The sequence below is a fragment of the Streptomyces sp. NPDC000594 genome (genome assembly GCF_040299965.1).
Taxonomy (GTDB): Bacteria; Actinomycetota; Actinomycetes; order Streptomycetales; family Streptomycetaceae; genus Streptomyces.
This window is the reverse complement of record NZ_JBEPCY010000004.1, coordinates 42,516-69,004: the sequence shown is the minus strand read 5'-3', so window position 1 is coordinate 69,004 and position 26,489 is coordinate 42,516. Positions and strand designations below refer to the sequence as shown.

At 72.8% G+C, this 26,489-nt stretch carries 24 protein-coding genes; 7 read left to right on the top strand and 17 right to left on the bottom strand.

What is annotated here, in order from left to right; genetic code table 11:
• Positions 1-77 precede the first annotated feature (77 nt).
• Positions 78-878, top strand: a complete 801-nt coding sequence (chcB, locus tag ABT354_RS07555; protein WP_351490359.1) for a 2-cyclohexenylcarbonyl CoA isomerase — start codon at positions 78-80, stop codon at positions 876-878.
• On the opposite strand, the gene ABT354_RS07550 is transcribed toward chcB, so the two are convergent.
• A complete protein-coding gene (locus tag ABT354_RS07550; protein WP_351490357.1) occupies positions 863-1,471 on the bottom strand; it encodes a DNA-3-methyladenine glycosylase I in 609 nt (202 codons plus the stop codon). The two genes, chcB and ABT354_RS07550, sit on opposite strands and share 16 nt — an antisense overlap.
• Positions 1,468-1,815 carry a DivIVA domain-containing protein gene (locus ABT354_RS07545; protein ID WP_351490355.1) on the bottom strand — a complete coding sequence of 116 codons (348 nt, stop codon included), beginning with the start codon at positions 1,813-1,815 and terminating at the stop codon, positions 1,468-1,470. The genes ABT354_RS07550 and ABT354_RS07545 overlap by 4 nt, the downstream gene beginning before the upstream one ends.
• Positions 1,816-1,950: 135 nt before the next feature.
• On the opposite strand from ABT354_RS07545, the gene folP reads away from it, so the two are divergent.
• Complete coding sequence (gene folP / locus ABT354_RS07540; RefSeq protein WP_351490352.1) at positions 1,951-2,811, top strand: dihydropteroate synthase; 861 nt, start codon at positions 1,951-1,953, stop codon at positions 2,809-2,811.
• Positions 2,812-2,929: 118 nt separating this feature from the next.
• Here the strand turns inward: folP and ABT354_RS07535 are convergent, their stop codons facing one another.
• Both ABT354_RS07535 and dapE read right to left on the bottom strand, forming a co-directional pair.
• On the bottom strand, positions 2,930-3,679 hold the full coding sequence (locus tag ABT354_RS07535; RefSeq protein WP_351490349.1) for an LOG family protein: 750 nt from the start codon (positions 3,677-3,679) through the stop codon (positions 2,930-2,932).
• A gap of 68 nt (positions 3,680-3,747) precedes the next feature.
• Complete coding sequence (dapE, locus tag ABT354_RS07530; RefSeq protein ID WP_351490346.1) at positions 3,748-4,827, bottom strand: succinyl-diaminopimelate desuccinylase; 1,080 nt, start codon at positions 4,825-4,827, stop codon at positions 3,748-3,750.
• Positions 4,828-5,095: 268 nt separating this feature from the next.
• Here dapE and ABT354_RS07525 point away from each other — a divergent pair, with 268 nt between their 5' ends.
• Both ABT354_RS07525 and ABT354_RS07520 read left to right on the top strand, forming a co-directional pair.
• Entirely contained in the window at positions 5,096-6,082 is a 987-nt protein-coding gene (locus tag ABT354_RS07525) for a hypothetical protein (RefSeq protein WP_351490344.1), read from the top strand.
• Positions 6,083-6,508: 426 nt separating this feature from the next.
• Entirely contained in the window at positions 6,509-6,961 is a 453-nt protein-coding gene (locus ABT354_RS07520; RefSeq protein WP_351490342.1) for an ATP-binding protein, read from the top strand.
• A 180-nt stretch (positions 6,962-7,141) separates the two neighbouring features.
• On the opposite strand, the gene dapC is transcribed toward ABT354_RS07520, so the two are convergent.
• Both dapC and fdxA read right to left on the bottom strand, forming a co-directional pair.
• Positions 7,142-8,239, bottom strand: coding sequence for a succinyldiaminopimelate transaminase (dapC, locus tag ABT354_RS07515; protein ID WP_351490340.1), 1,098 nt, complete (start codon positions 8,237-8,239; stop codon positions 7,142-7,144).
• Between the two features lie 282 nt (positions 8,240-8,521).
• Complete coding sequence (fdxA, locus tag ABT354_RS07510) at positions 8,522-8,839, bottom strand: ferredoxin (RefSeq protein WP_351490338.1); 318 nt, start codon at positions 8,837-8,839, stop codon at positions 8,522-8,524.
• 113 nt (positions 8,840-8,952) lie between these two features.
• On the opposite strand from fdxA, the gene ABT354_RS07505 reads away from it, so the two are divergent.
• Positions 8,953-10,020, top strand: a complete 1,068-nt coding sequence (locus ABT354_RS07505; protein WP_351490335.1) for a GNAT family N-acetyltransferase — start codon at positions 8,953-8,955, stop codon at positions 10,018-10,020.
• Between the two features lie 97 nt (positions 10,021-10,117).
• A complete protein-coding gene (locus tag ABT354_RS07500) occupies positions 10,118-10,954 on the top strand; it encodes a transglutaminase-like and tetratricopeptide repeat-containing protein (protein WP_351490332.1) in 837 nt (278 codons plus the stop codon).
• 211 nt (positions 10,955-11,165) lie between these two features.
• On the opposite strand, the gene ABT354_RS07495 is transcribed toward ABT354_RS07500, so the two are convergent.
• The 4 genes from ABT354_RS07495 to ABT354_RS07480 all read right to left on the bottom strand — a co-directional run bounded on the left by ABT354_RS07495 (position 11,166) and on the right by ABT354_RS07480 (position 15,769).
• The gene (locus ABT354_RS07495; RefSeq protein ID WP_502983353.1) at positions 11,166-13,694 is read right to left on the bottom strand and encodes a peptidoglycan binding domain-containing protein; all 2,529 of its coding nucleotides are present in this window, start codon (positions 13,692-13,694) and stop codon (positions 11,166-11,168) included.
• A gap of 232 nt (positions 13,695-13,926) precedes the next feature.
• Positions 13,927-14,346: a DUF6113 family protein gene (locus tag ABT354_RS07490; RefSeq protein WP_351490326.1), complete on the bottom strand. Its 420-nt coding sequence runs from the start codon at positions 14,344-14,346 to the stop codon at positions 13,927-13,929.
• Complete coding sequence (gene mshB / locus ABT354_RS07485) at positions 14,343-15,353, bottom strand: N-acetyl-1-D-myo-inositol-2-amino-2-deoxy-alpha-D-glucopyranoside deacetylase (RefSeq protein ID WP_351490324.1); 1,011 nt, start codon at positions 15,351-15,353, stop codon at positions 14,343-14,345. The genes ABT354_RS07490 and mshB overlap by 4 nt, the downstream gene beginning before the upstream one ends.
• A 221-nt stretch (positions 15,354-15,574) precedes the next feature.
• Positions 15,575-15,769 (bottom strand): hypothetical protein, encoded by a 195-nt coding sequence (locus ABT354_RS07480; RefSeq protein WP_351490321.1) that lies wholly within the window; start codon positions 15,767-15,769, stop codon positions 15,575-15,577.
• A 156-nt stretch (positions 15,770-15,925) separates the two neighbouring features.
• Between ABT354_RS07480 and ABT354_RS07475 the strand changes: the two genes are divergently transcribed.
• Positions 15,926-18,100 (top strand): prolyl oligopeptidase family serine peptidase, encoded by a 2,175-nt coding sequence (locus ABT354_RS07475; RefSeq protein ID WP_351490318.1) that lies wholly within the window; start codon positions 15,926-15,928, stop codon positions 18,098-18,100.
• A gap of 170 nt (positions 18,101-18,270) precedes the next feature.
• Here the strand turns inward: ABT354_RS07475 and ABT354_RS07470 are convergent, their stop codons facing one another.
• From ABT354_RS07470 to ABT354_RS07440, 7 genes are all read right to left on the bottom strand, one after another.
• On the bottom strand, positions 18,271-19,344 hold the full coding sequence (locus tag ABT354_RS07470; RefSeq protein WP_351490315.1) for an ABC transporter ATP-binding protein: 1,074 nt from the start codon (positions 19,342-19,344) through the stop codon (positions 18,271-18,273).
• A complete protein-coding gene (locus ABT354_RS07465) occupies positions 19,337-20,491 on the bottom strand; it encodes an ABC transporter ATP-binding protein (protein WP_351490312.1) in 1,155 nt (384 codons plus the stop codon). Before ABT354_RS07465 ends, ABT354_RS07470 begins: the two co-directional genes overlap by 8 nt.
• A 21-nt stretch (positions 20,492-20,512) precedes the next feature.
• Entirely contained in the window at positions 20,513-21,508 is a 996-nt protein-coding gene (locus ABT354_RS07460; RefSeq protein WP_351490309.1) for an ABC transporter permease, read from the bottom strand.
• Positions 21,501-22,424: an ABC transporter permease gene (locus ABT354_RS07455; protein WP_351490306.1), complete on the bottom strand. Its 924-nt coding sequence runs from the start codon at positions 22,422-22,424 to the stop codon at positions 21,501-21,503. Before ABT354_RS07455 ends, ABT354_RS07460 begins: the two co-directional genes overlap by 8 nt.
• A 26-nt stretch (positions 22,425-22,450) precedes the next feature.
• Positions 22,451-24,067 carry a peptide ABC transporter substrate-binding protein gene (locus ABT354_RS07450; RefSeq protein ID WP_351490303.1) on the bottom strand — a complete coding sequence of 539 codons (1,617 nt, stop codon included), beginning with the start codon at positions 24,065-24,067 and terminating at the stop codon, positions 22,451-22,453.
• 185 nt (positions 24,068-24,252) lie between these two features.
• Entirely contained in the window at positions 24,253-25,197 is a 945-nt protein-coding gene (locus ABT354_RS07445) for a GNAT family N-acetyltransferase (RefSeq protein ID WP_351490300.1), read from the bottom strand.
• Between the two features lie 155 nt (positions 25,198-25,352).
• Positions 25,353-26,486: an ABC transporter ATP-binding protein gene (locus tag ABT354_RS07440; protein WP_351490297.1), complete on the bottom strand. Its 1,134-nt coding sequence runs from the start codon at positions 26,484-26,486 to the stop codon at positions 25,353-25,355.
• Positions 26,487-26,489: the final 3 nt, after the last annotated feature.

Sequence of the window (26,489 nt, the reverse complement as noted above, 5' to 3'; positions counted from 1 at the left end):
CGCAGCTCACATGCCCCGCGGCGGACATCTGGTCCATGCTGAGCCCGGACAGGACCACCGATCCCAGGGGAGCTGACATGGCGGACTCCGTGCTGTACCAGGTGAGTGACGGGCTCGCGACGATCACGATCAACCGGCCCGGTGCCATGAACGCCCTCGACATCGAGGCCAAGGTCGCCCTGCGGGACACCCTGGAAGAGGCCTCCAGCGACCCCTCCGTACGCGCGGTTCTGCTCACCGCGACCGGGCGCGCCTTCTGTGTCGGACAAGATCTCAAAGAACACATCGGATTGCTCGAAACTGCCCGTGAAAACGGCTCGGGCACCCTCATGAACACCGTGCGCGAGCACTACAACCCGATCATCCGGGCGCTGACGACCATGCCCAAGCCCGTCGTCGCGGGGGTGAACGGGGTGGCCGCCGGGGCCGGTCTCGGCTTCGTGCTCGCCGCCGACCACCGGGTGGTGGCCGACTCCGCGACCTTCACCACCGCCTTCAGCGGCATCGCCCTCACCGCCGACTCCGGGATCTCCTGGACCCTGCCCCGGCTGGTCGGGCAGAGCCGCGCCGCCGATCTGCTGCTCTTCCCCCGGTCCTTCTCCGCCCAGGAGGCACAGGAGTGGGGCATCGCCAACGAGGTCGTCCCCGCCGGGGAGCTGGCGGAGCGGGCCACCGCGGTGGCCCGGAAGCTGGCCGAGGGCCCGACCCTCGCCTACGCGGCGATCAAGGAATCGCTGGCCCACGCCAGCGGCCACTCCCTGGCGGAGACCCTGCTGAAGGAGGAGGAACTCCAGGCCAGGGCCGGTGCCTCCGAGGACCACGCCATCGCGGTGGCCGCCTTCCTCGCCAAGGAGCGGCCGGTCTACCGGGGGCGCTGACCCTCCTGGGCCGGTGCCCCCCGGGCCACACAGCCCGCGAGATGGTCGTCGACCAGCCCGCACGCCTGCATCAGGGCGTACGCCGTGGTGGGGCCGACGAACCGCACCCCACGCCGCTTCAGCTCCTTGGCGAGCGCCTTGGACCCGTCGGTCACCGCCGGCACGTCGGCGAGGGTCCGGGGCACCGGCCGGCCCGCCGGGTCCGGGGCGTACGACCAGATCAGGGCGTCCAGCTCGCCGGCGGCCCACCCGGCGAGGGTCCGCGCGTTGGCGAGGGTGGCGTCGACCTTGGCGCGGTTGCGGATGATGCCCTCGTCCGCGAGGAGCCGCTCCCGGTCCGCGTCGGTGAAGGTGGCCACGGAGGCGATCCGGAAGCCGTCGAAGGCCCGGCGGAAGCCCTCCCGGCGCCGCAGGATGGTGAGCCAGGAGAGCCCGGACTGGAACGCCTCCAGACAGAGCCGTTCGAACAGCGCGTCGTCCCCGTGGACGGGCCGCCCCCACTCGGTGTCGTGGTAGGTCACATAGTCCTCGGTGGAGAGCCCCCAGGGGCAGCGGAGGGCGCCGTCGGGCCCCGGCACCGGGCCGCCGGTCATCGGTCCCGCTCCTCGGCCGGGCCGAAGAGACCCGGCCCGCCCGTCGCGGTGGCCTGCGCCCCGGCCAGCGCGCTCTCCAGCTCGGCGATCCTGGCGTCCCGCTCGGCCAGCTCGGCACCGAGCCGGCTCAGCACATCGTCCACCTCGGCCATCCGGTAGCCGCGCAGCCCGACCGGCAGCCGCACCGCCTCCACATCGGCCCGGCCCACCGGCCGATGGGCCGGGAGCCGGTCCACCAGCCGGTCGGGCGCGGCGTCGGGCAGGACCTCGCCGTCGCCGCCGATCACGGCCAGTGTGACCGCGCCGACGACCACGACCATCGTGATCAGCAAGAACAAGAACACCTGACGACCCTCTCCCCGGGCTCCCGGCACCCGGAACTCCCGGCGCTCCCGGGCACAACCCTTGCCCGGTCGATCGTGCCACGCCGGTCGGACAGTTAGGGTCGCAGCCGGACGACCAGAGGAGGAAAACCGCTGATGCTGCGGCTGGGACAGCGTGAATTCGACACGCACGAGCCGGTGATCATGGCGATCGTGAACCGTACCCCGGACTCGTTCTACGACCGGGGCGCGACCTTCCACGACGAGCCGGCACTGGCCCGGGTGGAGCAGGTGGTCGCGGAGGGCGCCGCCATCATCGACATCGGCGGCGTCAAAGCGGGCCCCGGGGACGAGGTCACCGCCGAGGAGGAGGTGCGGCGGACGGTCGGCTTCGTGGCCGAGGTGCGCCGCCGCTTCCCCGATGTGGTGATCAGTGTGGACACCTGGCGGCACGAGGTGGGCGAGGCGGTCTGCGCGGCGGGCGCGGATCTGCTGAACGACGCCTGGGGCGGGGTGGACCCCCGGCTGGCGGAGGTCGCCGCCCGGCATGGCGCAGGCCTGGTCTGCACCCACGCGGGCGGCGCCGAGCCGAGGACCCGGCCGCACCGGATCGCCTACGACGACGTGGTCGAGGACATCCTGCGGGTGACCCTGGGCCTGGCCGAGCGCGCGGTGGAGCTGGGCGTACGGCGCGACGGGATCATGATCGACCCGGGCCATGACTTCGGCAAGAACACCCGCCACTCGCTGGAGGCGACCCGGCGGCTGGACGAGATGGCGGCGACGGGGTGGCCGGTGCTGGTCTCACTGTCGAACAAGGACTTCGTCGGGGAGACGCTGGACCGCCCGGTGAAGGAGCGGGTGATCGGCACCCTGGCGACCACCGCCGTCTCGGCGTGGCTGGGGGCCCGGGTCTACCGGGTGCACGAGGTCGCGGAGACCCGGCAGGTCCTCGACATGGTCGCCACCATCGCGGGCCACCGGGAGCCGGCCGTGGCCCGCCGAGGGCTGGCCTGACCCCCGTACAACCAGGCTGACCCCCACACAACCAGGCTGACACCCGGACAACCGGGGGCGGCGGGCCGTACGGGAACATCCGCACGGCCCGCGCCGTCTCCCTGGCCGGCAGGACCCGCTAGCGCTCGGTCTCCTTGGTCACCAGCGAGACCGCCTCGTCCACATCGTCCGTGACATGGAAGAGCAGCAGATCGCGCTCGGACGCCTTGCCCTGGCCGACCACGGTCTCCCGCAGCCAGTCGACCAGACCGCTCCAGTACGCCGACCCGAAGAGGACGATCGGGAAGCGGGTGACCTTCCCGGTCTGGACCAGCGTCAGCGCCTCGAACAGCTCGTCCAGGGTGCCGAGCCCACCGGGGAGCACCACGAACCCGGAGGCGTACTTCACGAACATCGTCTTGCGGACGAAGAAGTAGCGGAAGTTCACCCCGATGTCGACATGCTGATTGAGCCCCTGCTCGAAGGGGAGCTCGATACCGAGGCCGACCGAGATGCCCCGGGCCTCGCGCGCCCCTCGGTTGGCCGCCTCCATGGCGCCGGGCCCGCCGCCGGTGATCACCGCGAAGCCCGCGTCCACCAGCGCCCCGCCGATGCGGATGCCCGCCTCGTACTCAGGGGTGTCGGGCTTGGTGCGCGCCGAGCCGAAGACGCTGATCGCCTTGGGCAGTTCGGCCAGCGCGCCGAAGCCCTCCACGAACTCCGACTGGATGCGCATGACCCGCCAGGGGTCGGTGTGCACCCACTCGGAGTCCCCCTCCGTGTCCAGCAGCCGCTGGTCGGTCGTCCCGGGCTGGACCTGTTCCCTGCGGCGCAGCACCGGCCCCTGCCTCCGCTCCTCGAACTCCCGCGCATCCTGGGGGTTGCCCATGCCTGCTCCCTCCGCCGAACTTGTGCAGGACCCAAGAGTAGGCGGGTCAAGGCGACATTCGGGCGAACTCAGGACGTCAGCCACTCCCGCAACCGGGTCTCGCAGTGGGTGATCCGCTCCACCACGACATGCTCGTCGCGCTTGTGGGCGTAGAGCGGATCGCCGGGGCCGTAGTTCACGGCGGGCACCCCGAGGGCGCTGAAACGGGCCACATCGGTCCAGCCGAACTTGGGCCGGGCGCTCCCGCCGACGGCCTTCATGAAGGCGGCGGCGGCCGGGTGGCCCAGGCCGGGCAGCGCGGCGCCGGAGTGGTCCTCGACCGTGATCTCCTCGACCCGGCAGTCCGCGAAGACCTCCCGGACATGGGCGAGCGCCTCGGCCTCGGAGCGGTCGGGGGCGTAGCGGTAGTTGACGACGACGACGCACTCGTCGGGGATGACATTGCCCGCGACGCCGCCCTCGATCCGTACGGCGTTGAGCCCCTCGCGGTACTCCAGGCCGTCGATGACGGGCCGGCGGGGCTCATAGGCGGCGAGCCGGGCGAGGACCGGGGCCGCCCCGTGGATGGCGTTGGACCCCATCCAGCTCCGGGCGGAGTGGGCGCGCTCCCCGGCGGTCCGCAGCCGGACCCGGAGGGTGCCCTGGCAGCCGCCCTCGACCTCGCCGTCGGAGGGTTCGAGGAGGACGGCGAAGTCCCCGGCCAGCCAGTCGGGGTGGGCCGCGGCGACATGCCCGAGACCGTTGAGGTCGGCGGCGACCTCCTCGTTGTCGTAGAAGACAAAGGTGAGGTCGCGGTTGGGCGCGGGCACGGTGGCGGCGATCCGCAGCTGGACGGCGACACCGGACTTCATGTCGCTGGTGCCACAGCCCCAGAGCACCCCTTCGGCGTCGAGCCGGGAGGGCACATTGTCCGCGATGGGCACGGTGTCGATGTGTCCGGCGAGGACGACCCGCTCGGCGCGGCCGAGGTCGGTACGGGCGACGACATTGTTGCCGTGCCGGTCGACCCTGAGGTGGGGCAGGGCGCGCAGGGCCCGCTCGATGGCGTCCGCCAGGGGCTTCTCCTCGCCACTGACGGAGGGGAAGTCGACCAGCGCGGCGGTGAGCGCGGGCCCGTCCAGAGTGAGGTCCAGCTCGTTGTGGGGCATGACCTCGACCCTAGCGCGGGCCCAGGACGGCCTGTCGGGGCCGTCCGGGGCGCCCGCGCACCGCCACTTCCGGACAGCCGGTGGGTGCGGTGTCCGCGCCACAGGAGGGGCTGTACGGGGCGGTACGGGGCTCCGCGCGGCACACCCGGGCGCCGGGCGGCTCCCCAGCGGGGCACGGCGGCGGGGGCGCCGGTGGGGGGCGGCCGTACCCCCGGCGACCTCGCCGTACGGTGCCGGCTTCCGGGTACGTCCCTTGTACGGTGGCAGCGTGCCCGAGACCGTCCCCACCCCCCGGCGCAGCCGTCGGCTGCGGTACACGGCCGCGCTCACCGCGCTGCTGGCGCTCTCCGGCTATCTCGCGATGCAGCACTATTCGGACACCGGGTCACCGCGCTGTGTGGTGCGCGGCGGGCCCGGCGACGGCGCCCCGCGCTATGGGCTGAGCACGGAGATGGCGGCGAACGCGGCGACGATCTCGGCCGTGGGCACCACCCGGGGGCTGCCGGAGCGCGCGGTCACCATCGCGCTGGCGACCGCGCTCCAGGAGTCGGCGCTGCGGAACATCGCGTACGGCGACCGGGATTCGCTGGGGCTGTTCCAGCAGCGGCCGTCCAAGGGGTGGGGGACGGCCCGGCAGATCCAGGACCCGGTGTACTCGGCGGGGAGGTTCTACGAGGGTCTCGCCGAGGTCCCGGGGTATTCGCGGCTGCCGCTGACGGTGGCCGCCCAGCGGGTCCAGCGCAGTGGCTTCCCGCAGGCGTACGCGAAGCACGAGCCGGACGCCGCCCTGCTGGCGGCGGCCCTCACGGGGCGCACGGCGGCCTCGCTGAGCTGTGTCCCGGCGGCCCCGGCGGGGGCGGGCGACCCGGCGGAGGTACGGCGGGAGCTGGTACGGGAGTTCGGCCGCGAGGTGCTGCCGGAGGGCGCCCCGGGGCCGGGCGGCGGGACCCCGGCGCGGGAGATCGTTCTGCGGGTGCCCGCCCCGGACGGGGAGCGCCCGGCGGGCGGTGTGTCGGGGCGGGCCGCGCCCCGGGACAGCGGCGGACGGGACGGCGGTGGACGGGACGGGGCGGGCACCCGGCGCGGCTGGGAGCTGGCGCACTGGGCGGTGGCCCGCGCGGACGGTCTGCGGATCGCCGAGGTGGGGTACGCCGGACGGGTCTGGAGCGGGGACGACGCCCGCGCGGGCTGGCGCCCGGCCGCCGCGACGGTGGACGAGGACCGGAACACCGTACGGCTGCGCGTCGCGGGCTGAACCGGCCGAGCCGACCGACCGGGCCGACCGGGCCGAAGCGTGTCACGGGGCGCCGCTTCGCGGATCGGACCGAACCGTAGACCGAACCGCATCGCATCCCTGTACGACGGCTCCCCCCGGAGAGGGAGTGTGCCCCGGCCCGGCGGAGTCCGGGGCCCCGGCCCGCCCCCCGGCCCCGGAAACCGGGCGCACCTTGCGGGGTGACGTTTCTCCATGGCCAGGGAGTCGGACACTTATGCCCATTTTTATCCGGGTCTGATAATGCGACGCATTACCAACTCTTTACCTTGGCGCACCGCAACTTCCCCGGCCCCCCGAGCGGTTGTCACTGCGTCCGAGCACCCGGACCGGCGTCCCCCGGAAGCCGGAGCCGCTTCGGACGACAGACCAGTCCCTGTTGTCTCACCTCTTGTCTCAAGGAGCAAAATGTCCCTCCCCCTGACCCGTCGGATCGCCCGTGCCGCGCTGATCGTCGCGGCGGGCGCAAGCCCCGTGGTCGGTGCGGCCGGCTCCGCAAGCGCCGTGGACCTCCAGGAGTCCAACCCGCTGGGCGCCGTCTCCGCCATGGACGGCCAGAACCTGGGCGGCACCGTGGACGGCGCCGCCCGGCAGGCCACCGAGCTGGCCGGAAACACCGGCGGCGGCGCCGTCGAGCAGGCCGTCCCGGCCGCCGGCAAGGCGGTCGGCGGCGCCGGTGGCACCGCGGCCCCCGCCGCCCAGAAGGCCGCGGGCGACACCGCGGGCACCGCCGGGACCGTCATCGGCGACGCCGCGAACACCGCCACCGGCACCCTCGGCAAGGGCGCTCCCGCGGGCGGCGCGCTGCTCGGCGGGCTGCCCACCGGTGCCGTCCCGGCCCAGACCCTGCCGCTGCGCTGACCGGCGCGTACCCCCGTACCCTCCGTATCCCCGCATCCCTGCTCCACCGACCCCCCGCCACCGGCACCGGCCCCGGATCCAGCGATTCCGGCAGGCCCCCGGTGAACGGCTCTGGGCCCGGAAGCCATCGCCTCCGGGCCCAGAGCCCTGTTCGTCCCCGGGGCCGCGCCCCGGCCGGGATCAGCCGCCGAGGCGCTTGACCGCCGCGTCGACCCGCTCGTCGGTCGCCGTGAACGCGACCCGGACGAAGCGCTCCCCCGCCGTGCCGTAGAAGTCACCGGGCGCCACCAGAATGCCCAGCTCCGCCAGGTGCGCCACCGTCTCCCAGCACGGCTCGTCCCGCGTCGCCCACAGATACAGGCTCGCCTCGCTGTGCTCGATCCGGAAGCCATGGCCCGCCAGGGCCCCCCGCAGCGCCGCCCTGCGGGCCGCGTAACGGACCCGCTGCTCCGCGACGTGCGCGTCGTCCCCGAGGGCGGCGACCGTGGCCGCCTGGACGGGCGCCGGGACCATCATTCCGCCGTGCTTGCGGATCTGGAGCAGCTCACCGAGGACCCGCTCGTCCCCGGCGACGAAGGCGGCCCGGTACCCCGCCAGATTGGAGCGCTTGGAGAGCGAGTGGACGGCGACCAGACCCTCGAACGAGCCACCGCAGACCTCGGCGTCGAGGACCGAGACCGGCTCCGCCTCCCAGCCCAGCTCCAGATAGCACTCATCGCTGAAGATCAGCACGCCGTGCTCGCGCGCCCAGGCGACGATCCGGGTCAGCTCGTCCTTGCCGAGCACCCGCCCGGTGGGGTTGGACGGCGAGTTGAGCCAGAGCAGCCGCAGCCCCGCCGGGTCCAGCTCGGTGGGGTCGTCGTAGACCACCGGGGTCGCCCCGCAGAGCCGCGCGCCGACCTCGTACGTCGGATACGCCAGCCGGGGGTAGGCGACCCGGTCGCCCGCGCCCAGACCCAGCTGGGTGGGGAGCCAGGCCACCAGCTCCTTGGAGCCGACGACCGGCAGCACCTGGCGGTGGCCGACGCCGGTGGCGCCCAGCCGGCGCTCCACCCAGCCGGCGAGCGCGTCCCGCAGTGCGGTGGTGCCCCACACCGTGGGGTAGCCCGGCGAGTCGGCGGCGTCGACCAGGGCCCGCTGGATCAGTTCCGGGACGGGGTCCACCGGCGTACCCACCGAGAGGTTCACGATGCCGTCCGGGTGGGCCTCGGCCGTCGCCTTGTAGGGCTCCAGCTTGTCCCAGGGGAAGACGGGCAGACGGGCGGAGACTGCGGACACGGGCTTTCTCTTTCTTGTCACCGGTTCTTGTCGCCGGTTCTTGTCACCGGGCTGGATCACCGGGGGCGGGGGACGGACCCGGGCCGCACCGGCCCGGACACCCGTCCGGCACAGGACAGCGCGCGCGGGGCGCGCGGGGGAGCCCCCGAACCACGGCGGTCCCGTACGGACGACGACCGTACGGGACCGGGAGCGGCACCGGCACCAGGGGCCGGGAGGGCTGCTGCGGGACTCCGCCCTCCGGGGCCGCCGGCCGGCAGCCCCGGGGCAGAGCCCGGTGGACTAGCCCTGCGGCGGCAGGGAGGCGATGAAGGGGTGGTCCCGCTCGATCAGGCCGAGCTTGGAGGCGCCACCGGGCGAACCGAGCTCGTCGAAGAACTCGACATTCGCCTTGTAGTAGTCCTTCCACTCCTCCGGGGTGTCATCCTCGTAGAAGATCGCCTCAACGGGGCAGACCGGCTCACAGGCACCGCAGTCGACGCATTCGTCCGGGTGGATGTACAAGGACCGGTTGCCCTCGTAGATGCAATCGACGGGGCACTCCTCGATGCATGCCTTGTCCTTGACGTCGACACAAGGCTGCGCGATGACGTAGGTCACGCTGTCGTTCCTCCTCGGTAGGGCTGCTGTGCGCGGGAGCGCGGCGTCGTCGATGCCCACCCCTAGTATCTCCGTTCCTGAGGACGATCCGAACAGGAGGGGCTCGCGGAGCTGTGGAATTCACCGGCGCAGGACGGCTCGAAGTCCGAATCACCGCCCATGACGTGGGCAAACGGGTATCAATCCGGCGACTGACGGCTCCGGGGGGCGAGGGCGAGCGGTTCACCGACACCGTCGGGGTGCTCACATCCTGGGACAACGGTGTGCTGCTGATCACACGAAAGAGTGGCGAGACCGTCCCCGTCGCGGAGGCGTCCCTGGTAGCGGGGAAAGTGGTGCCCCCCGCACCCGCCCGCCGACGGGGGCCCGCCGCGGATTTCCGGGAGCTGAGCCGGGCCGCCGACCGCGCCTGGCCGCCCCAGGAGCGCACCCGTGTCGGGGAGTGGGAACTCCGTGCCGCCGGGGGCTTCACCCGCCGGGCCAACTCCGCCCTCACCTCCGGCGATCCCGGCCTCCCCCTGGACGAGGCGCTCTCCCGGGTCGTCGACTGGTACGGCGAACGGGGACTGCCCGCCCGGATCCACGCCGCCACCGGCGCCGCCGGGACCCAGGAGCCGCTCTGCGCGGCGCTGGAGGAGCGCGGCTGGCGGCGCGAGGTCTCCGTCGAGTTCCGTATCGCCTCACTGGCCCCGCTCGCCGACCGGGACGCCGATGTCTCCCGGGTGGCGCTGGACCGCTCCTTCGACGACGCCTGGTTGAAGCGCTACCGGGGCACCGCCGGCGCCACCGCCTCGATACGGGCGGTCCTCGGCGGCGGACCCTCGCTCTGGTTCGCCTCGGTGGCGGGCGAGGGGAAGGGCGAAGGGGAGGGCCGGGGGAAAGGCCAGGGGGAGGGCCGGGGGAAAGGCCAGGGGGAGGACCGGGGGGAGGTGCCGGCCGCGATCGGCCGTTGCGCGGTCGACGGCCGCTGGGCCGGTTTCATGGCCCTGGAGGTCGATCCCGCCCTCCGCCGTCAGGGCCTCGCCGGGGCCATGACGACCGCACTCGCCCGCCGCGCCCTGGCGGAGGGGGCCTCCGCCGCCTGGCTCCAGGTCGAGACGGACAATGAGGGGGCGCGCGCGCTCTACGACCGGCTGGGCTTCACCACGCACCACCACTACCACTACTACCTGGCGCCCTGACCGGCCGGCGGGCGACCGCGGGCACGACGGTGGCCACCGGGGGCGCTCCCCGGCGGCCATCGGTGGACGGACACCGACAGACGGGTACGAGTGGCCTATGCACAACGACTCCTCCGGACACCGGGAGCGCTTCGCCGACGAAGCACGGTCGGAACGCCCCGACCTCGCCCGGCTCTGTCTGCTGCTGGCCGCGGTCGCCGACCCGGCCCAGGACGACGCGGCCCTGGACGCCGCCGAGATCGAGCTGGACCGGCTCGCCGGGCTGCTGCCCTACGGCCGCAAGACCCCCGGCGGCTGGGCGGATGCGCTGGCCGCGCTCCTCGGCGAGGAGTGCGGCTTCCACGGCACCCCCGCCGACTACCAGCGGCTGGACTCCTCCCTCCTCCCCGAGGTGCTGCGCCGCCGCCGGGGCCTGCCGATCCTGCTCTCGGTGGTCTGGATAGAGGTCGCCCGGCGGGCCGGGGCGCCCGCCTACGGGGTGGCCCTGCCGGGTCACTTCGTGGTCGGCCTCGGCGACCCGGACCACCCCGAGCGGGTGCTCGCCGACCCTTTCGCCGGCGGCCGGCCGCTGACCGGGGCCGAGGCCGACCACCTGGTCGCCCGGACGGCCGGGGCTCCCCTGGAGCCCTCGGCGTTCGCCCCCGCGAGCACCCTCGACGTGGTGCTGCGGATCCTGAACAACATCCGCGCCTGGGCCGCGGCCCGGCCGGAGCAGTCGGCGGTGGCGCTCCGGGCGGTCGAGCTGTCGCTGCTGCTGCCCTCGCACCCGGCGAACCTCCGGTACGAGCGCGCCCAGCTGCTCGTCCAGCGGGGCGACTTCCTCACCGGGGCGGTGGAGCTGGAGGCGTACGCGGATGTGGTGGAGGCGGTCGAGCCCGCGACCGCGAGAACCCTCCGGGGCCGGGCGCGGGCCGCCCGCGCGATGCTCAACTGACCGTACGGCGGCGGACCGTGGACCCGTGGGCGACCGGCGGCCCGTGCGGAGCGCCTCCGGGGCGGCGGCTCCGGGGCGGCACCCCGGGTGCGGCACCTCCGGGGTCGCGGCTCCGGCCCGGGCCCGGAAAGCGAACGACGCCCCGTTCGCCCGAAAGGGGGTGAACGAGGCGTCGCGCGCTTGACACGGCCCGCCGGGGCCGCGCCGGGGGTCACTCCAGCTCGATGTCCACGATCCGCTCCGCGGGCGTCTTGCCCCGCAGCGCCGGTCCCATCGCCTGGGCGATGTCGTCCGCGCTCAGCTGGTGCTGCTTGCCGTCGCCCTTGGTGATCATCACTCCGGCGAAGAGCGTCCCGGCCACCTCGGTGATGGCCTCCTTGTCGTAGACCTCGACCAGCTTCCCGTCCACGGCCTTCATGGAGAGGATCTTCGGCAGCGAGATGGGGCCGAGCGGGATCTCCCGGCCACCCGCCCGCACGGTGATGGTGCCGGACATCGCGGGCTCCGCGAACTCCTTCATCGCCCGGTCCAGCTCGGCCTGTCCGACGGTCGGCTCCCGCTTCACCACGGGCAGCGTGACCACCTTGGGCCTGCCGGTCTCCACCTGGGCGCGATAGGCGTCCTTCACCGACAGCATCGAGCGGTCGACGTCCAGCGCCTGCCCCGCCTTGCCGGGCACGGCGGTGGCCTTGCCGGATGCGAAGGTGATCGTTCCCTCGACCGCCGAGCCCGACTCGCCCGCGAGATCGCCGAGGGCGACACGGAGCTTCTCCTCGTCCACCGGGATCACGGGCTCCACGACCCGCTGACCGCCGAAGAGGGAGCCGATCACCGAGACCGGGTTGTAGTCGCTGCCGGCCGCCTTGCGTACGGTGGCCTGACCGTCGAGGAGCAGCCCCGCCTTGTCCGGCGCCAGCGTCTCCTTCTTGCCGCCCACCGAGAGCTGGAGCGGGGTGGCCGCGCGCTTGCCCAGCTCCTTCTCCAGCTTGACGACGGCCTGTTCCTTGGTGCCGCCGCCGATGTCCACCCCGAGGACGGTGGTCCGCTTGGGCACCTCGGAGTGGTTCAGCAGCAGACCGGCGCCATAGGCGACACCGGCGAGACCGATCCCGGCGACCGCCAGGAGGACCAGCTTGGAGCGGCCCTTCTTCTTGGCCGGCTGCGGGGGGCGGGGCGCGGCGGGCAGCGCGTCCAGCGCACCGGGCTGCGGCTTGGGGGCGGCGGGGGTGCCGCCCGAGGCCATGCCGGGACCCGAGGGCGCGCCGGGACCACCGGGGCCGCCGGGGCCGCCGGGGCCGCCCGGGAATCCTGCGGGACGGTCGCCCGCGGCACGGGGGCCGTGCGGGCCCGCCGGGCCGCCGTCGGCGGGCACCGGGGGGATACCGCTGGTGAGCGTGTCACCGGAGACCTGGCCGTCGGCACCGGGGGCGCCCGGGGCCGGGATCGGCTTCTGCGGGGTCAGCACGGCGGTGTCGTCGGAGAGCCGGGGCGCGGCGGCCCGGGGCCGCTCGCCCTGGGGGGCACCGGGGCCACCAGGGCCGCCGGGGCGACCGGAGCCGCCGGGACCACCCGTACCGCCGGGCGCACCGGCGGGGCCACGCTTGCCACCGGGAGCACCGGCGGGGCCGCCGCCGAACGCGTCCGCGCCGGAGGAGATGCCCGCGCCGCCGAGACCGCCGGAGGGGCCCGGGGCCCCGCCCGGGAGACCCGTACCCGCCGGGGCGGACGGTGCCGCGGTGGCCGGGGAGGCGAGGGACGCGCCCGCCGCCGCACCGGTCGCGGAGGCGCCCGCGCCCATCCGCTGACGGATCGGCATGCTGCCCTTCACCGGTCCGGAGGTGGCCCCGGACGGCTCGGCGGCACCGGCGCCCGGCCCGCCGTGGACGCCGGGACCACCGGCGGGCTGCCCCGGCCGGGTGGCGCCGAAGCCCGTGGTGTCCGGGCCGGAGCCCAGGGCGGGCCCGCCCGTCAGATCGCTGAGCGCGCTGTGCGGGGCCCCCGGGTCACCGAGCCGGTCGGCCGGGGACGGCTGCGGCGCGTCGGAGAAGTACGGCATCCCCGGCACCTCGGACCCGCCCTGGCCGTTCCCGGGGACACCCGGTCCGGTCAGGGGGTCGCCCAGAGGGTCAGCAAGGGGGTTCGGTCCGGCCAGGGGGTCGCTCAGGGGATCGCCCAGGGGGCCCGGCGCACCGGGAGCGGGCGCGGCGAAACCCGCCCCGTTCGTCCCCGAATGCCCCGGCGGGACCGACGGCCCCTGCTGCTGGCCCGGCGGGTCGGCGAGCGGAATACCGGCACCCTGGGACGCCCCCTTGCGGGGAGCGAACCAGTCGTTGGCCGGGGACCGCTCCTGCGCGGCGTGCGGACCGTCCGCCGGAGCGGGGGCCGGAGCCTCTCCGATCACCGGCATCGCGGCCGTACGCTCCACATCGGCCTCGACCCGCGCGGCGGGCCCCGACGCCTTCTCCTCGCCCACGGGCTTCCGCATCACCAGGGGCGGAATCGGCCGCGACCCGGGGATGTTGATCCGCACACGGGTGGTCAGCGTCGTCTCGGTCCTGGGCTCGGATGCGGACCGGGCACCGCCCGGTCCGTCGGCGGCACCGGCCGCCGTCCCCTCGGAAGCGTCCTGCGCCGGGTGGGGGGACGGATACTGGCGTGACCCGTACGGCTGTGTCCCCGAGGGATACGCGGCTCCACGCCCCTGGGGGCCGGAGGACGAACTGTCAGTTTCACGACTCAAGGCAGGTTCTCCCGGTTGGCTCCGCCACCCGTCTCTTACTGGATAGCTACTACTGGGGGCGGCTCGGCGGCGCGCACCACCATACTGGCCGCCAGGGACAGGTACTCCGCGACGGGCGGAGCGTCACCGTGTCGACGGTACGGGCACGCCGGTACGGGGCGTGGCCCCGTCCATGCCGACCCACCCTAGGGGGCCTCGGGGCCCGGTGCCCGCCGGGGTCCCCGCGTGTCCCCTATCTGTCAAGTCGGGCGGGAGTGTCGCCCGGTTGCGCGGGCCGCGCCATCGTGGCACACATCACAGCGAGAACCATCCCGCCGATCAGATAGAGGATCGACCCGATCCCGGCGGCGAGAACACCGTCGCCCTCCGGCCGTCCCATGCTCAGCAGCACCACGGTGATCAGCCAGCCCACGGCGGCGGCCACCACCGGGAGCTGGCCGCCCAGGGCCCGCCCGGCGCCGAGGAAGAGTCCGGTGGTGCCGAGCAGCGCGAGAAGCAACCCCCCGGGGAACCAGGCGCCTTGGACCAGGGACCCGGCGACACCGACGGCCGCGCCCAGGACGGCGAGGAGCAGCCAGGCGGCGACGGTGGCGGGGCGTACGGCGCGCGCGGGGCGCACGGCCCCGGCGCCGGGGGTGGTGGTCCCGCTCATCGGGCGGCCCCCGCCCCATCCGTCACACCGGCGGCCGGTCCACCCGTATCGCCCCCGGATTCATCCATTTCATCTGTTTCATCCGTACTGGCGACCGGTCCGTCCGGGAGCGGCGGCACCCCGGGGATCCCGGCGAACAGATCGCGCTCGCGCTCCCCCTCGGGTGCGCCCGGCGCACCCTGGACCAACTCGTAGTACTCGGTGGTGAAGAGCGGCTGGACCAGATGGTTGGAGAGGAGGAAGGCGCTCCCGTCCACGGTGATCTGGGTGGCGTGCGCGCGCATGGCCGCCGCCTTGCGCCCGGCGACCGCCGAACCGTCGATCTCCGTGGTGATACGGGCGTCCGCCACGACCCCCGGCACATCCTCGATCACCCCGACCGCCGGACCGCCGGGCAGCGCCTCGGCGCGCAGCCGGGCGAAGCCCTCCTCCGCCACCGACCGGGGCACCCGGTTCCAGTAGATCTTGGCGATGGTGTGCGGTTCGCCCAGATCGCGGCGGTAGGCCCGCTCGGCGGCCAGTTCGGCGGCGCGCATGGCGACCCGGTGGGTCTGGATGTGGTCGGGGTGGCCGTATCCCCCGTCGGGGTCATAGGTCACCAGGACCTGGGGACGCACCGAACGGATGATCTCCACAAGGTGGCCGGCCGCCTCGTCCACCGGGGTGCGCCAGAACGCCGACGGCCGGTGGTTCTGCTCCACCCCCATCATCCCGGAGTCCCGGAACCGGCCGGGGCCCCCGAGGAAGCGGTGGTCGCCGACGCCCAGTTCCTTCATCGCCGAGGCCAGCTCCCCCACCCGGTGGGGGCCGAGCCGGTCCTCGCGGTCCGGGGCGAGATGGGCGAGTCCCGGCGGGATGACCTCGCCCTCTTCGCCCAGGGTGCAGGTCACCAGGGTCACCTGGGCGCCGACGCCGGCGTACAGGGCCATCGTCGCGCCGTTGTTGATCGATTCGTCGTCCGGGTGCGCGTGCACCAGGAGCAGACGACGGACGGAGAGATCCTTCATGCGGACAGCCTACGAGGCAAGGGGGTGCCATGGAGGCGGTTCGGCGGGCCCGCGATCACACGGGCCCGGGGGCGCCCTCCCCGGGCGGGGCCCCGGCGGCCCGGTGAGCGGCCGGCCGCCCCGGGCCCTCACCCCGGCGATACGGCCGCACCCGCGCACGGGCCCGGCGGTGGCCTTCCGCGCCCCGGGTCAGCACGTCAGCGCGTCAGAACGTCAGCGCGTCAGAACTTGAAGTCGCCGATCATCCCCGCCACGTTGTTGGTCAGGTCGTTGATGGTCGGTGAGAGCGAGGAGCTGGCGAGATAGAAACCGAGCAGCATGCAGACAACGGCATGCCCTCCCTTGAGCCCGGACTTCCGGATCAGCAGGAAGACGATGATTGCCAACAGCAGCACCACCGAAATGGAGAGTGCCACGGCGGTTCACCTCCACAGAAATTCGGTCGGGACGGGCAGCTTGCCTGGGCCAGATGGTTCCTACCCACCTCGCGCTAGGGATCATAACTATCCGTACGAACGCATTGATCGGTGCACAGCAGCACACGGGGGCGCACGACCGCTAGGTTCGGTCGCATGGCCACCACGACACAGCTCTCCTTCCCCCGTCAATACGCCCGGACCCAGCGCTACACCCTCGGCGCCCCACGGTTGTTCACGGTCGCGCCGGACGGCTCGCGAGTGATTTTCCTCAGAACGGCGTCCGGTGTCGACCGGAATGGACGCCTCTGGGTACTGGATCTGGACAACGGGCCGAACGGCCCCGGGGAGCGGCTGGTGGCCGACCCCGAAACGCTGTTGAACGGGGCCGACGAGGACCTGGCGCCCGAGGAGCACGCCCGGCGGGAGCGGGCCAGGGAGGGCGGTTCCGGCATCGTCGGCTACGCGGTGGACGCCGCCGCCGAGTTGGCCGCCTTCACCCTCTCCGGCCGTCTGTTCACGGCGGATCTGCGGAGCGGGACGGTACGGGAACGGGCGGCGCGGGGGCCGGTCGTCGATCCGCGCCCCTCCCCCGACGGCCGGTATGTCGCCTTCGCCGCCGAGGGGGCGCTGCGGGTCACCACCACGGCGGGGGACGGCGACGACCGGGCGCTCGCCGAGCCGGAGGGCGACCGGATCACCTATGGCCTGGCCGAGTTCGTCGCCGCCGAGGAGATGGGCCGCAACCGGGGCTTCTGGTGGTCCCCCGAATCCGACCGGCTGCTGGTGGCCCGGGTGGACGAGAGCGAGGTGCGGCGGTGGTGGATCTCGGACCCGGCCCACCCGGAGCGGGAGCCCCGGCAGGTGGCGTACCCGGCGGCGGGCACCGCCAACGCCGAGGTGCGGCTCTTCCTGATCACCCTGGAGGGCGAGCGCACCGAGGTGGTCTGGGACCGTGCGGCCCATCCCTATCTGAGCCGGGTCCACTGGTCGTCGGCGGGGGCTCCGCTGCTGCTGGTCCAGAGCCGTGACCAGCGGACCCAGCGGTATCTGACGGTCGACCCGGAGACCGGCGCCACCCGCACCCTGCGGATCGAGGAAGATCAGGATTGGCTGGAACTTTTCGCCGGGGTGCCCGTCCGGACACCCGGCGGTGAGCTGGTGCGGATCACCGACGAGAGCGGCGCCCGGGTGCTCGCCGTCGGGGACCGCGCCCTGACGGACGACACCCTCCAGGTGCACGCGGTGCTCGATGTGGGCGCCGACGATGTGCTGATCACCGCGGCGGCGGGGGCCGGGGCGGCCGATCCGGAGATCGGCGAGATCCATGTCCTCCGGGTGGGCGAACACGGGGTGGAGCGGGTCTCCCGGGGCGCCGGGGTGCACAGCGCGGTGCGCGGCGGCGGGGTGACGGTCCTCTCCTCCGCCCGGCTCGACATCAGCGGTACGACGGTGGAGGTGCTGCGCGCGGGGGAGGTGGTCGCCCGGATCCCCTCGTACGCGGAGCACCCGGTCCTGCACGCCACCCCGCACATCCGGACGGCGGGGGTACGGAACATCCCCTGCGCGGTGCTGCTGCCGAGGGATTACCAGGAGTCGGACGGGCCGCTTCCGGTGCTGATGGACCCCTACGGGGGGCCGCACGCACGCCGGGTGCTCGCCGCGCAGAACATCTATCTCACCCCGCAGTTCCTCGCGGACCAGGGGTTCGCCGTGGTCATCGCCGACGGCCGGGGCACTCCCGGGCCCTCTCCCGCCTGGGAGAAGTCAATCCGCGATGATCTCACCCGCACCCTGGACGACCAGATCGAGGCCCTGCACGCATTGGCCGGATCCTTTCCCCTGGATCTGGACCGGGTCGGGATCCGGGGCTGGTCCTACGGTGGCTATCTGGCGGGGCTGGCCGTACTGCGGCGGCCGGATGTCTTCCATACGGCGATCGTCGGCGCACCCGTCACGGATCAGCGGATGTACGACACCCACTATGCCGAGCGCTATCTGGGGGATCCCGCCGAGCAGCCGGCGGTGTACGAGCACAACTCCCTGGTCACCGAGGACGGGCTGGTGGGGGTGGAGAATCCGGCGCGCCCGATGATGCTGATCCACGGTATGGCGGACGACAATGTGGTGGTGGCCCACACCCTGCGGCTGTCGTCGGCGCTGCTGGCGGCGGGGCGGGAGCACGAGGTGCTGCCGCTGAGCGGGGTGACCCATATGACCCCGCAGGAGCAGGTCGCCGAGAATCTGCTGCTGTTGCAGGTGGATTTCCTCCAGCGGACGCTGACCGCCCGGACGCCCGACCCGGCGCCGGAGGCCGGCACCACCGCCTGACCGAAGGCCGGTACCACCGCCTGGGACCCCGGGTGCGCGGGTGACCGGACGGCGGCCCCGTTGGGCCCCGTCCGGTCTACGGCACCCGCACGGCCGTACGTTCGTCACCCTCTCCCGTCCGTATATCGGAATCGCGACGGTCACGTTGCCCCCGCGTTAACGCCTTCCGCTCATCCGTCCCCGGACGCGGACCCGGACCCGGGCCCGGGCCCCGGCTCGGCCGGCGGCACCACCTGGCGTTCCTCGGCGAAGTGACAGGCCGACGGATGACGGGCCGGCCCCGTCCAGATCCGGTACTCGGCGGGCACCTCCAGCAGCGGCACCTCCAGCGCGCACCGCTCCCGCGCCTTCCAGCAGCGGGTACGGAAGCGGCACCCCGAGGGGACATGGGTGGGTGAGGGGACATCCCCGCCCAGCAGGATGCGCTCCCGGTGCTCCCGCGCCTCCGGGTCGGGCACCGGCACCGCCGAGAGCAGCGCCTGGGTGTACGGGTGGGTGGGATGGTCGTAGATCTCCGCATCGCTCCCCAGCTCCACCACCCGCCCCAGATACATCACCCCGACCCGGTCGGAGATATGGCGGACGATCGACAGATCGTGGGAGATGAAGACCAGGGTGAGGGAGAACTCCCGCTGGAGCCGGGCGAGCAGATTGATGACCTGGGCCTGGACGGAGACATCGAGCGCGGAGACGGGTTCGTCGGCGACGACGATCTCGGGGTTGAGCGCCAGCCCCCGGGCGATCCCGATGCGCTGCCGCTGACCGCCGCTGAACTGGTGCGGATAGCGGTTGATGTACTCCGGGTTGAGCCCGACCACATCGAGCAGCTCCCGCACCCTGCGGCGCCGGTCGCCCCGGGGGGCCGCGTCCGGGTGGATCTCGTACGGCTCGCCGATGATGTCGCCGACGGTCATCCGGGGGTTGAGTGAGGTGTACGGGTCCTGGAACACCATCTGGATATTGCGGCGGACGCGTTTGAGGGCGCGCCCGGAGAGCCGGGTGATGTCCTCGCCCTGGTAGCGGATGGTCCCGGCGGTGGGGTGTTCCAGCTGGACCAGCATCCGGGCGAGGGTGGACTTGCCGCAGCCCGACTCCCCCACGATGCCGAGGGTCCGTCCGGCGGTGAGGTCGAGATCGACGCCGTCGACCGCCTTGACCTCGCCGATCTGCTTCTTGACGAGGATGCCCCGGGTGAGCGGGTAGTGCTTGACCAGGTCGCGGACCTCCAGGATCGCCTCAGCCATCGGACCGCTCCCCACCCTCACCGTCGCCGGAGCCGCCCGCGTCGGAGCCCCCCGTACCGGAGCCATCGGCGGCGGAGCCCCCCGTACCGGAACTCCCCGTACCGGAAGCACCGTCGCCGGGGCCCCCCGTACCGGAACTCCCCGTACCGGAAGCACCGTCGCCGGGGCCGCCCGCGCCCTGGAGGGTCTCCCGCCAGAAGTGGCAGGCGCTGGCCCGGCCCGGCTCCACCTCGTACAGCGGTGGTTCGTCCGTACGGCACACCGCCCGCGCGAGCGGACAGCGCGGATGGAAGGCGCAGCCGGCGGGGATGTCCATCAGATTGGGGGGCAGCCCCTTGATCGCGAACAGCTCCCGTCCCTTCTGGTCCAGCCGTGGGATGGACTCCAGCAGCCCTCGGGTGTACGGGTGCGCGGGAGACCGGTAGATGGCGTGGACGGGGGCGGTCTCCACGATCCTGCCCGCGTACATCACCGCGATCCGGTCGGCGACATCGGCGACCACACCCAGATCGTGGGTGATGAGGATCAGCCCCATGCCCAGTTCCCGCTGGAGCTCCGCGAGCAACTCCATGACCTGGGCCTGGACGGTGACATCGAGGGCGGTGGTCGGCTCGTCGGCGATGATCAGGGCGGGTTCCAGGGCGAGCGCCATCGCGATCATGATCCGCTGGCGCATCCCGCCGGAGAACTGGTGGGGGTACTGCCGCACCCGTTCCGCGGGGCCCGGGATGCCCACCCGTTCCATCAGCTCGACCGCGCGGGCGCGGGCCGCCTTCCGGGAGAGCCCCCGGTGCACGATGAACATCTCGCCGAGCTGGTCCCCCACGCTGAGCACCGGGTTGAGGGCGGAGAGGGCGTCCTGGAAGATCATCGCCATCCCGGGGCCCCGGACCCTGCGGCGCTCCTCCTCGCTGAGGGTCAGCAGATCCCGGCCCTGGAAGCGGATCTCGCCCCGGGTGATCCGGCCGGGGGGCGCGTCCAGGATGCCCATGATCGCCTGGGCGGTGACGGACTTGCCGGAGCCGGACTCCCCGAGCACGGCGAGGGTGCGGCCCTCGTCCACGGAGTAGTCGACACCGTTGACGGCCTTGGCCACACCGTCCCGGGTGCGGAACTCGATATGGAGGTCTCTGACATCCAGCAGCATCGCGGGCTCCACGGCGGTGACTCAGCGCAGTTTGGGGTCGAGGGCGTCGCGGATCGCGTCGCCGAGCATGATGAACGCGAGCACGGTGATCGCCAGCGCTCCGGCGGGCCAGAGCAGCATGTGCGGCGCGTTGCGGATGTAGGGGGAGGCGGCCGAGATGTCGATGCCCCAGGAGACGGTGGGCGGCTTCAGCCCCACCCCGAGGTAGGAGAGGGTCGCCTCCAGCGAGATATAGGTACCGAGGGCGATGGTCGCGACCACGATGACCGGGGCGATGGCGTTGGGCGCGATATGGCGGAGCAGGATCCGGCTGTTCGAGGCGCCGAGGGCGCGGGCCGCCTGGACATAGTCGTTCTGTTTGACGGTGATGACCGAGCCGCGGGCGATCCGGGAGATCTGCGGCCAGCCGAGCAGCACCATGAAGCCGATGACCGGCCAGACCGTGGTGCTGGTGACGACGGAGAGCAGGACCAGTCCGCCGAGGACGACGGGGATGCCGAAGAACATGTCGGTGACCCGGGAGAGGACGCTGTCCCCGACGCCGCCGAAGAATCCGGCGAGCCCGCCGAGGAAGGAGCCGAGCAGGGCGACCCCGAGGGTGGCGCAGACCCCGACGGTGACGGAGGCGCGGGCGCCGTAGACCGTACGGGTGTAGACATCGCAGCCCTGTCCGTTGAAGCCGAAGGGATGGCCGGGCTGGGAGCCCTCCTGGGCCTTGGCCAGATCGCACTGGAGCGGGTTCCCGGAGGCGATCAGCGACGGCCAGGCGGCGATGACCAGCAGAAAGAGAATGATCAGCCCGGAGATGAGGAAGACCGGGTTCCGTCTCAGGTCGCGCCAGGCGTCGGACCAGAGGCTGCGGGCCCGACCGCCGGGCCCCGTGCCCAGCGGTCCGCCGGGGGTCTTCGCCGCGCCCTCAAGGGTCTCGGCCTCGCTCATGGCGAGGTCGGTTCCCCCGCCCGCGCCGGTGGCGGCGATGACCTCCCCCGCCTCGAAGTCGGGGGACGGCTCAGGCATAGCGGATCCTCGGGTCGAGCACGGCGTACAACAGGTCCACCAGCAGATTCGCCACCAGGAAGATCAGCACGAGGACGGTGACAAAGCCGACCACGGTCTGGGTGTTCTGCCGGACGATGCCCTGGTAGAGCTGGTAGCCGACGCCATGGATATTGAAGATGCGCTCGGTGACGATCGCCCCGCCCATCAGTGCGCCGATGTCGGCGCCGATGAAGGTGACCACCGGGATGAGTGAGTTGCGCAGCAGATGACGGGTGACGACCCGGCGGCGGGGCAGGCCCTTGGCCCGGGCGGTACGGACATAGTCGGCGCGGACGTTCTCGGCGATGGAGGTCCGGGTGAGCCGGGTGACATACGCCAGCGAGACCGAGGCGAGCACCAGGCCGGGGACGATCAGCTCGTCGAGGGTGGCGGCCGGGGAGACGGCGGGCTTGATGATCCCCCACTCCACGCCGAGGAGGAACTGGAGCAGCAGCCCGGTGACAAAGGTCGGTACGGAGATCACGACCAGGGTCAGCAGCAGCACGGAGGTGTCGACGGGGCGGCCCCGGCGCAGTCCGGTGACGACCCCGAGGGTGATGCCGATGACGATCTCGAAGAAGATCGCGACCAGGGTGAGCCGGAGGGTGACCGGGAAGGCGTCGGCCATCAGCTCGACGACCGGCTGCCCGTTGAAGGCGGTGCCGAAGTCGCCGGTGAACACATGGCCCATATAGGTGAGGTACTGCTGCCATACGGGCTTGTCGAGGCCGAACTCCTGGCGCAGCCGGGCGGCGGTGGCCGGGTCGCACTGGCGCTGTCCGCAGAGTCCCTGGATGGGGTCGCCCATCACATTGACCATGAGGAAGATCAGCAGGGTGGCGCCGAAGAAGACCGGGATCATCTGGAGCAGACGCCGGATCACATAACGTCCCATGGGGCCTCCCGGTCCGGATCGACGGCTCAGCCGACGGTGATCTCGTCGTAGACGGGCACGCTGAACGGGTTGAGCGACACATCGGCGATCCGCGGGGAGTAGCCCGCGCTGCCGTTCTGGTACCAGAGCGGGATGGCGGCCATCTCGTCCCGGACGACCTCTTCGGCCTGCTGGAAGGTGCGGACGGCGGTCGCCGGGTCGGATTCGGCGTTGGCCCGGTCGATCAGACGGTCGAAGTCCTGGTTGGTCCACTTGCCGTCGTTGGAGGAGGCGTTGGTGTAGTAGAGCGGCTGGAGGAAGTTCTGGATGAGTGGGTAGTCCATCTGCCAGCCGGCCCGGAAGGGGCCGTTCATCCGGCGCTGGGTGATCTGGTTGCGGAAGTCGGCGAAGGTGCCGATGGGGTTGCCGACACAGGCGCTGTCCTTGCCGAGGGCGTTGTTGATGCTGTTGCAGACGGCGTCGACCCACTCCTTGTGGGAGCCGGTGTCGGCGTTGTACGTGATCGTCATCCGGCCGCCGGGGATGCCGCCGCCCTCGGTGACCAGCCGGCGGGCGGCGGCGGGGTCGTAGACACAGGAGTCGCCGCAGAGGGTGTCGCTGAAGCCGCCCTCCGGGCCGAGGACGGGTGAGGTCCAGTCCTTCGCCGGGGTACGGGTGGAGCGGAAGATGGTCCGGGTGATCTGTTCCCGGTCGATCGCCCGGGAGAGCCCGGTGCGCAGCTTGGCGCCGTCGGGGGTGTTCCACGCCGGGTCGTAGTAGGGGAAGGCGAGGGTCTGGATGATCCCGGCGGGGGTGTTGATGTACCGGTCGCCGAGGTCCTTGTGGACATTTCTGAGCTGGGCGGCGGGGACGTCGTCCACCAGGTCGAGATTGCCGGAGAGCAGGGCGGTGTAGGCGGTGTTGTTGTCGGTGTAGACGATCAGGTCGACACCGCTGTTGCGCGCCTTGTCGGGGCCGGGGTAGTCGTCCCGGGTGCGCAGCGACATCGCGGAGCCCCGGGCGTAGGCGTGGACGGTGTACGGGCCGTTGCCGACGGGCTTGGCGAGCCAGGCGTCGTGGTCGTCGAAGAAGGCCCGGGGCAGCGGGGCGAAGGCGGCGTAGCCGAGGGTGTCGGGCCAGGTGGAGAACTTCTGGGAGAGGGTGACGGTGAAGGTCCGCTCCCCGGTGACCTTCAGGCCGGAGAGGGTGGTGGCGGTGGGGTCGCCGGTCTCGGGGTGGAGCTGTTCGTACCCCTGGATGTAGCCGAAGAAGTAGGCGTTGCGCTGGTTGTTCCTGAGGTCGGCGCCGTAGTTCCAGGCGTCCGTGAAGGAGCGGGCGGTGACCTTCTCGCCGTTGCTGAAGGTCCAGCCGTCCTTGACGGTGATGTGGAAGGTGATCGAGTCGGTGGTCTCGATCTTCTCGGCGAGCATGTCCTGGGCGGCGCCGGTCCGCGGGTCGTAGCGCTTGAGGCCGCGGAAGATCATGTCCAGGACCTTGCCGCCCTGGACCTCATTGGTGTTGGCGGGCTCCAGCGGGTTGGCCGGGTCGCCCCAGGAGGCGCTGACCACGCCCTGGGTGGTGGTGGCGCCCCCGCCGCAGGCCGTCGCCGCCAGTGCCAGGGCCATCAGGGGGGCGGCCCAGCGGACGCGCGGCGTTCGGCGCATGCGGTGCCTCCCGTGTGTCCCGTGGTTCCCGCGGGCCGTGGCTCGGCCCTGGCGTCCGGCGGTCGCTCAGGACCGACTGTCGTCCGGGGTACGGGGGTACGCACGCGGAGCGCGGCCGTACGGCTGACGGCGGGCGCGCTCCGGGGACGGGCGGCACCGGGGCCCGGGGGCCACGGGAAGCGGGGTCAGGAGACGGGCGGCACCGGCAGGGTCACCTCCCAGGTGTCCACCGCGCTGTGCGTCCCCATGCCGTGTGCCTCGTACAGCCGCAGCGCGCCCGACTCATTGGCGGTGTCGACGCCGAGGCCGATGGAGTCCCGGCCCAGCTCCGCGTAGACCCCGAAGGCGTGCCGCAGCAGATGCCCGGCGATGCCCTGGCCCCGGAACTCCTTGCGGACGCCCAGGGTGTTGATCCACGCGTATGCCTCCCGGTGGTTGGTGGTGACCAGGACGGCGGCGTCGCCCCGGCCGCCGTCGAGGGAGGCGATCCACACCCGCTCCCAGTCGGCCAGCCCGCCCAGGTTGTTCAGCCACTGCTCATAGGTCAGGGGCTGGTTGTCGAAGTGGTCGAGGAAGGTCTCCTCCACCAGGGCGTGGGCGGTCCGCCGGTCGTCCTCGGTGCGGGCGGGGCGCAGCGTCAGCCCGGCGGGGGCGGTGGGCAGCGGGTCGGCGGCCGGGGCCAGCGGCCGGGTGAGCACGTGGTAGCGGCGGACGGTGGTCCAGCCGCGCCGGGTGAGCAGCTCGGTGTCCAGGGTGGGGCGCACATTGAGGTGCATATGGACGACGGCGCGCTCGGCGCCGTTGGTCCGGGCCCGGTGGACGGCCTGGGCCTGCATCAGCTCCAGCATCCGTTCGGCGGTGTCCTGGTGGTCGGGGAGGACGTACTGGTCCATGTCGATGCGCTCGGCACCGGAGTCGTCCCACATCAGTCCATAGGCGACCGCCTCGCCGTCCGCCCGGACGGCGAGCCAGGAATTCTCCGGGAGGGCGGCCTCGGGGTGGTTCAGATCGGCCTCCACGGAGACCAGGTCGGTCTCCGCGCGGCCGACCTCGATGAGATCGACGGCATTGAGCAGCCGGGTGACGGCCGGGGCGTCAGCGGGTACGACGGGTCGCAACGTGAGGTCCATCACCGCACTGTCCGCTGCCGCCGCACCCGGCCGCAACGCATTTTCCGCGCGGTGGCGGGGGTGCGGGCGCTCCGGAGGTCCGGACGCCGGCCCCGGAACGCGAACGTCCCCGGCCGCCGGGAGGGGCGGGCCGGGGACGTCCGGGAAGGGCGGGGTCAGGCCTTGGCGCCGCCGTCCTTGCCGTGGTCACCGTCCTCCAGCGCGGCGAGCGCCGGGTCCAGGACGATGTCCTCCTTGCGGGCCTCGATGGAGGGGGCCTCCGGGAAGTGGCAGGCGGTGAGGTGCCCCTCGTCGCTGCCGGAGAGCCGCACCAGCGGCGGCTCCTCCGTCGCGCACTTCTCCTGCGCCTTCCAGCAGCGGGTGCGGAAGCGGCAGCCGGACGGCGGCATGATCGGCGAGGGGACGTCGCCGGAGAGCCGGATCCGCTCCTTCTTCGCCGCGTCCACATCGGCCTCGGGCACGGCGGAGAGCAGGGCGTGGGTGTACGGGTGGCGGGGGCGGGTGTAGAGGGAGTTGCGGTCCGCCACCTCCACCACCTTGCCGAGGTACATCACGGCCACGCGCTGCGAGAAGTGCCGCACCACGGCGAGGTCGTGGGCGATGAAGAGGAAGGCGATCCCCAGCTCGTCCTGGACCTTCTGGAGGAGGTTGACGACCTGGGCCTGGATCGACACATCGAGCGCGGAGACCGGCTCGTCGGCGACGATCAGCTTGGGCTCCAGGGCCAGGGCACGGGCGACGCCGATGCGCTGGCGCTGACCGCCGGAGAACTCGTGCGGGAAGCGGTTGTAGTGCTCCGGGTTGAGACCCACGGTCTCCAGCAGCTCCCGGACCCGCTTCTCCCGGCCGCCGGCCGGGTTGATCCCGTTGACCTCCATCGGGCTCTTGATGATGGTGCCGACGGTCTGCCGGGGGTTCAGCGACGAGAAGGGGTCCTGGAAGATCATCTGGATCTCGGACCGGATCGGCGCGAGCTGCTTGCGGCCGGCGTGGCTGATGTCCTGACCGGCGTAGGTGATCTTGCCACCGGTCGGTTCGAGCAGCCGGGTCACCAGTCGTCCGGTGGTGGACTTGCCACAGCCGGACTCGCCGACGAGGCCGAGGGCCTCACCCGGGTACACCGTCAGATCGACCCCGTCGACCGCCTTCACGGCGCCGACCTGGCGCCGGAAGGGGAAACCTCCGTAGATGGGGAAGTGCTTCTCCAGGCCCTCGACGGTGAGCAGCGGCTCACGCTTCTCGGGCCCCTTGGATTCCTGCTGCTTAGGCAGAGTGACGTTCTCGCTCATGTC

What these genes read in the sequence shown, in the direction of transcription:
- ABT354_RS07500 (WP_351490332.1), top strand. Translation starts at nt 10,118, where the DNA reads ATGCACAACGACTCCTCCGGACACCGGGAGCGCTTCGCCGACGAAGCA.
- ABT354_RS07535 (WP_351490349.1), bottom strand. Translation starts at nt 3,679, where the DNA reads ATGGGCAACCCCCAGGATGCGCGGGAGTTCGAGGAGCGGAGGCAGGGG.
- ABT354_RS07460 (WP_351490309.1), bottom strand. Translation starts at nt 21,508, where the DNA reads ATGCCTGAGCCGTCCCCCGACTTCGAGGCGGGGGAGGTCATCGCCGCC.
- mshB (WP_351490324.1), bottom strand. Translation starts at nt 15,353, where the DNA reads ATGAAGGATCTCTCCGTCCGTCGTCTGCTCCTGGTGCACGCGCACCCG.
- ABT354_RS07550 (WP_351490357.1), bottom strand. Translation starts at nt 1,471, where the DNA reads ATGACCGGCGGCCCGGTGCCGGGGCCCGACGGCGCCCTCCGCTGCCCC.
- folP (WP_351490352.1), top strand. Translation starts at nt 1,951, where the DNA reads ATGCTGCGGCTGGGACAGCGTGAATTCGACACGCACGAGCCGGTGATC.
- ABT354_RS07520 (WP_351490342.1), top strand. Translation starts at nt 6,509, where the DNA reads ATGTCCCTCCCCCTGACCCGTCGGATCGCCCGTGCCGCGCTGATCGTC.
- dapE (WP_351490346.1), bottom strand. Translation starts at nt 4,827, where the DNA reads ATGCCCCACAACGAGCTGGACCTCACTCTGGACGGGCCCGCGCTCACC.
- ABT354_RS07490 (WP_351490326.1), bottom strand. Translation starts at nt 14,346, where the DNA reads ATGAGCGGGACCACCACCCCCGGCGCCGGGGCCGTGCGCCCCGCGCGC.
- ABT354_RS07475 (WP_351490318.1), top strand. Translation starts at nt 15,926, where the DNA reads ATGGCCACCACGACACAGCTCTCCTTCCCCCGTCAATACGCCCGGACC.
- ABT354_RS07470 (WP_351490315.1), bottom strand. Translation starts at nt 19,344, where the DNA reads ATGGCTGAGGCGATCCTGGAGGTCCGCGACCTGGTCAAGCACTACCCG.
- chcB (WP_351490359.1), top strand. Translation starts at nt 78, where the DNA reads ATGGCGGACTCCGTGCTGTACCAGGTGAGTGACGGGCTCGCGACGATC.
- ABT354_RS07450 (WP_351490303.1), bottom strand. Translation starts at nt 24,067, where the DNA reads ATGCGCCGAACGCCGCGCGTCCGCTGGGCCGCCCCCCTGATGGCCCTG.
- ABT354_RS07465 (WP_351490312.1), bottom strand. Translation starts at nt 20,491, where the DNA reads ATGCTGCTGGATGTCAGAGACCTCCATATCGAGTTCCGCACCCGGGAC.
- ABT354_RS07455 (WP_351490306.1), bottom strand. Translation starts at nt 22,424, where the DNA reads ATGGGACGTTATGTGATCCGGCGTCTGCTCCAGATGATCCCGGTCTTC.
- ABT354_RS07440 (WP_351490297.1), bottom strand. Translation starts at nt 26,486, where the DNA reads ATGAGCGAGAACGTCACTCTGCCTAAGCAGCAGGAATCCAAGGGGCCC.
- ABT354_RS07445 (WP_351490300.1), bottom strand. Translation starts at nt 25,197, where the DNA reads ATGGACCTCACGTTGCGACCCGTCGTACCCGCTGACGCCCCGGCCGTC.